Here is a 4,248-nt window from a genome sequence, read left to right on the forward strand (position 1 = left end):
GGTGTGCCGGCGGCGCGGGTGGATGCGTGGGCCATGGCGCGGCGGGCGGCGGCGCGGGCGCGGCGGCCGGACGCCGGGGATGGACGGGCAGGCCGCCACCCGGCACGCCCAGCAGCTGCAGGAGCTGCCCCACGGTGGGCCGTGCGGCCGGGTCCTTGCGCAGGGCCGCGGACACGGCCTCGCGCAGGGGCGGGTCCAGCGGTGCCACGTCCGGCTCGCCGTGCACCACCCGGTAGGCGATCATGTGCGGCGGGCCGTTGCCGAACGGGGCGCGGCCGCTGGCCGCGAAGGCCATCACCCCGCCCCAGGCGAACACGTCCGAGGCCGCCGTCACGCCGTGGCCCATGTGCTGTTCGGGCGGCATGTAGCTGCCGGTTCCCAGCACCACGCCGGTCGCCGTCAGCCCGGCGGACGTCTCCAGCGACCGGGCGATCCCGAAGTCGATCACCCGGGGGCCCATCCGGGACAGCAGGACGTTGCCCGGCTTGAGGTCGCGGTGGACGAGCCCCGCCCCGTGGATCGCGGACAGCGCGGTGGCCATCGCGACCGCGAGCTGGTCGAGCTCGGCCTTGCGCAGCGGGCCGCCGGAGCGGACCGCCTCGGTCAGCGTGGGGCCGTCGATGTACTCGGTCACCAGATACGGCGGCTGCGCGGTGACGTCGACGTCGAGCACCTCTGCGGTGCAGAACCGGGGCACCCGGCGGGCATGCTCGCCCTCCTGGCGGAAGCGGAGCAGGAACTCCTCGTCCTGGGCGTAACGGGAGGCCACGACCTTCACCGCGACCAGCCGCCCGTCCGGCGCCTGCCCGAGATGGACCACTCCCATGCCGCCCTCGCCCAGACGCCCCAGCAGCCGGTAGCCACCGATGTACCGCGGGTCCCCCGGCACCGGCCGCACCCCGGCCGGTAACCGCGGCGGGGCCGCTCCGTCCCCATATGGAGCTCCGTCCGCATGCGGGGCTCCGTCCGCATGGGGGGCTCCACGCCGGTGGGGTGCTCCATCCGCGTACGGGACGCTGAGCTCCTCCCCTCGACCGTTCACGAGCCAGGCTCCTCGTCCCCACCGCAACCGCTCACCACGGCATCGTCCCACCCAGAACGACGATCTTTATCCCGCGCCCGCCACCCGCGGTCGACCGCCCTGCCACCCTCCCGAACGCATCAGCCTGCCTGTAGGTAGAAACCGCTACTACAACAACGGTCTCCACCTACGGATGCGGAAGCTGTAGGTGGAAAGCGGCGCCGCAACGACGGTTTTCACCTACGCCTTCGGCTCTGACGGTGCTGTGGCCGCCGGCCGCATCCATCAGGTGGCCTCGGCTCGGCTCCGGCTCCCTGAAAGGTGCGTCAGGCCGGCCGGGAACGGGGAGCGCCAGAAAGTCCTGATCCCTGTTCCCGAGATGGAGGTCGCGACCTGCGGAAACGCCTGACCACTGCAGCCCGTTACACCGCTGCCCGTTACACCGCCGCCCGTTATGCCGCCGCCCGGACAGTCCCGGGGAACGCGGCCGGACCGCTGGTCAGGCGTGGGCGCGGGGGGATGCGTGGGGAGAGGCGTGGGGGCGGGTGCGGAGGGAGCGGACGTGGGTGACGGCGGTGGCGACGTGGGTGGCCAGCGCGTGCACCTCGTCCTCGGTGGTGGGGCGGCCGAGGCTGAAGCGCAGGCTCTCCAGGGCGGCGGCCGCGTCGAGGCCCATCGCCGTCAGCACGTGGGACGGCTCGGTGCTCGCGCCCTTGCAGGCGCTGCCCGCCGACACCGCGACCCGCGGCATCGACGTCATCACCGCGTCGGCGTCCGCCCCGGCGAAACGCAGGTTCACCGTGTTCGGCAGCCGGGTGACGGCCGGGCCGTTGAGCTCCACGCCGGGGATCTTCTCCATCAGCAGGCCGTGCAGCAGCGCGGTCAGGTGGCGCAGCCGGTCGGCGTCGGCGGGCAGCCGCTCGGCGGCGAGCTGCGCGGCGGCACCGAACCCGACGATGCCGGCGCTGTTGACGGTGCCGCTGCGCAGCCCCCGCTCCTGGCCACCGCCGACGATCAGCGGTGTCAGCCGGTTCTGCAGCGGACGGCCGGCGACGAGCGCGCCGACCCCCTTGGGCCCGTACATCTTGTGCGCGCTGAGCACGGCGAGGTCGATCCCGTGCGTCTCCACGGCGACGGGGATCCGGCCCGCGGCCTGGGTGACGTCGCACAGGTACAGCGCGCCGGCGCCGTGCGCGAGCCGGCAGGCCCGCCGGACGTCCGCGAGCGCGCCGGTCTCGCTGTTCGCGGCCATCACCGCGACCAGCCCGACCTGCCCGGGCAGCTTCGCCAGCAGCGCGGCGAGATGGTCGAGGTCGGGGGTGCCGTCGCGCAGCACCCGGATCAGCTCGACCGAGCCGCCGTGCAGCCGCGCGGCCTGCCCGGCCGCCGCGAGAACGGCCCTGTGCTCGGTGGCCGCCACCAGGACGTGCCGGCGGCCGGGCTCGGCACCGGCGAGGACGCCGTGGATCGCGAGGTTGGCCGCCTCGGTGGCGCCGCCGGTGAACACGACGCTGTGCCGGCCGGCGCCGACCAGGGCCGCGACCTGCTCGCGGGCCCGCTCGACCAGGCGGGCGGCCGCGCGGCCGGCGGCATGTCCGCTGGAGGCGTTCGCGAAGTCCTCGGTGAACAGCGGCAGCATCGCGTCGAGCACCCGCGGGTCGACCGGGGTCGTCGCGTTGTAGTCACAGTAGATCATCTTGGTCACGGGCCCGGTCACAGCGGATCGTCGTGACCGCACCGGACGCCGGGCCCGGCCCCGGCCGCGGCCAGCCCACCGACGCCGGCCGCGCCGGCCGCGCCGGCCGTGTCCGCCAGGCCGGGCATGCCCGCCGACGCCTCCGGCACATCCGGCACATCCGGTACGTCCGGTACGTCCGGTACGTCCGGCAGCGGGACGCGGCGCACCGTGTACGGCTGTGGGCGCGACGGCTGCCGCCGGATGGGCCCGCAGTCGACGCACTGCGGGTCGTGAGTCACCGGGAACGACCGGAAGTCCATGTCCCACAGGTCGAAGGCGAGCAGCTTCCCGGTGGACGGCTCACCGAACCGGGAGACGATCTTGATGACCTCCATGGCCGCCAGGCAGCCCACGGTGCCGGCCACCGCGCCGAGCACCGGGAAGCCGAGCGGGTCCCACTCCGGGTCGCCGTCGGCGAACACGCAGCGCAGGCACGGGTCGCCAGGCAGCACCGTCAGCAGCTGGGCCTCGGTGGTGTTCATGGCCGCGAAGACCAGCGGCACCCCCAGGTCCAGGCACATCCGGTTGATCCGGAACCGTTCGGGGAAGTTGTGGCGGGCGTCGACGACCACGTCCGCGCCGGCGACGAGGCCGGGCAGGAGCGGGTCGAACAGGTCCCGGTCCCACGCCTCGACCGTGACGTCGGGGTAGTGCTCCCGCAGGGTGTCGGCGGCGCAGGCCACCCGTGGCTCACCGACCCGGTCGGGTCGCATAAGCGTCTGTCGGTTGAGGTCGGGTGTCTCGAGGGCGCCGGGGTGCACGAGGACCAGCCGCCCGACGCCAGCCGCGGCCAGGTAGGTGGCGACGGCGCCGCCCACCCCACCCACACCTGCCACAAGCACCGTCGCCTCGCACAGCCGCTCCTGTCCCGGTAGCCCGAAACCGCTCAGTGTCAGTTGGCGCTCGAACCGCCGCATGTCCATGTCGTCCCCCTGCCTTCCGCTACCGGCCCACGGATGCGGGGATTACCCGCCGGACGTCGGGGACGGCGTCCTTGAGCTGCTGTTCGACCGTTTTCACCAGTTCGAGGACGTCGGCATCACGCTCGAGCCCGGCGCCGGTCAGCCGCACCGAGACCACCCCGTCGGCGACCCCGACCACGGACGCGTCCCGGCCCACCAGCTGCAGGTGCGGCCGGATGTGCTGGATCGCCACGTTCGCCTTCTGCAGCAGCGACGTCTCCACCCCGTCCGGCTGGACGGGCGGGGCGAACGACGGCCCACACATACAGTGACCGCGCGCATGTGGATTGTAGAAGGTGAAGCCGGACGACATCAGCGACTCGCTGTAGTCGATGCGCATGCCGTCGAACTGGTGGACCGCGTCCGCGGCGACGAACACGTCGAAGTCCGCCGCCCGGGTGACGACGTCGCCGGCGCGCGGCGCGGGCTCGACGGCCAGCCGGTACCGGTGCCCGGCGCAGCCGCCGCCGTCGCCGTCGACGCCGACCCGCAGGCCGGCGCCGGGGGTGGTCCCCTCCCGGTCGAGC

General features: G+C 74.1%; 4 protein-coding genes. All 4 read right to left on the reverse strand.

From position 1 onward, the window contains the following. Positions 1-889 (reverse strand): serine/threonine-protein kinase (locus tag NBX02_RS13815; RefSeq protein WP_250291643.1); only part of this gene is annotated, 889 nt, incomplete at its 3' end. A 631-nt stretch (positions 890-1,520) separates the two neighbouring features. Next, positions 1,521-2,738, reverse strand: coding sequence for a cysteine desulfurase family protein (locus NBX02_RS13820; protein ID WP_445548422.1), 1,218 nt, complete (start codon positions 2,736-2,738; stop codon positions 1,521-1,523). Further along, complete coding sequence (locus NBX02_RS13825; RefSeq protein WP_445548423.1) at positions 2,735-3,682, reverse strand: HesA/MoeB/ThiF family protein; 948 nt, start codon at positions 3,680-3,682, stop codon at positions 2,735-2,737. The genes NBX02_RS13820 and NBX02_RS13825 overlap by 4 nt, the downstream gene beginning before the upstream one ends. A gap of 19 nt (positions 3,683-3,701) precedes the next feature. Continuing rightward, positions 3,702-4,248 (reverse strand): iron-sulfur cluster assembly accessory protein (locus NBX02_RS13830; protein ID WP_250291644.1); only part of this gene is annotated, 547 nt, incomplete at its 5' end.

Origin of the sequence: Protofrankia sp. CiP1_Cm_nod1, assembly GCF_920888515.1 — a bacterium.
Taxonomy (GTDB): domain Bacteria; phylum Actinomycetota; class Actinomycetes; order Frankiales; family Frankiaceae; genus Protofrankia.

What these genes read in the sequence shown, in the direction of transcription:
- NBX02_RS13825 (WP_445548423.1), bottom strand. Translation starts at nt 3,682, where the DNA reads ATGGACATGCGGCGGTTCGAGCGCCAACTGACACTGAGCGGTTTCGGG.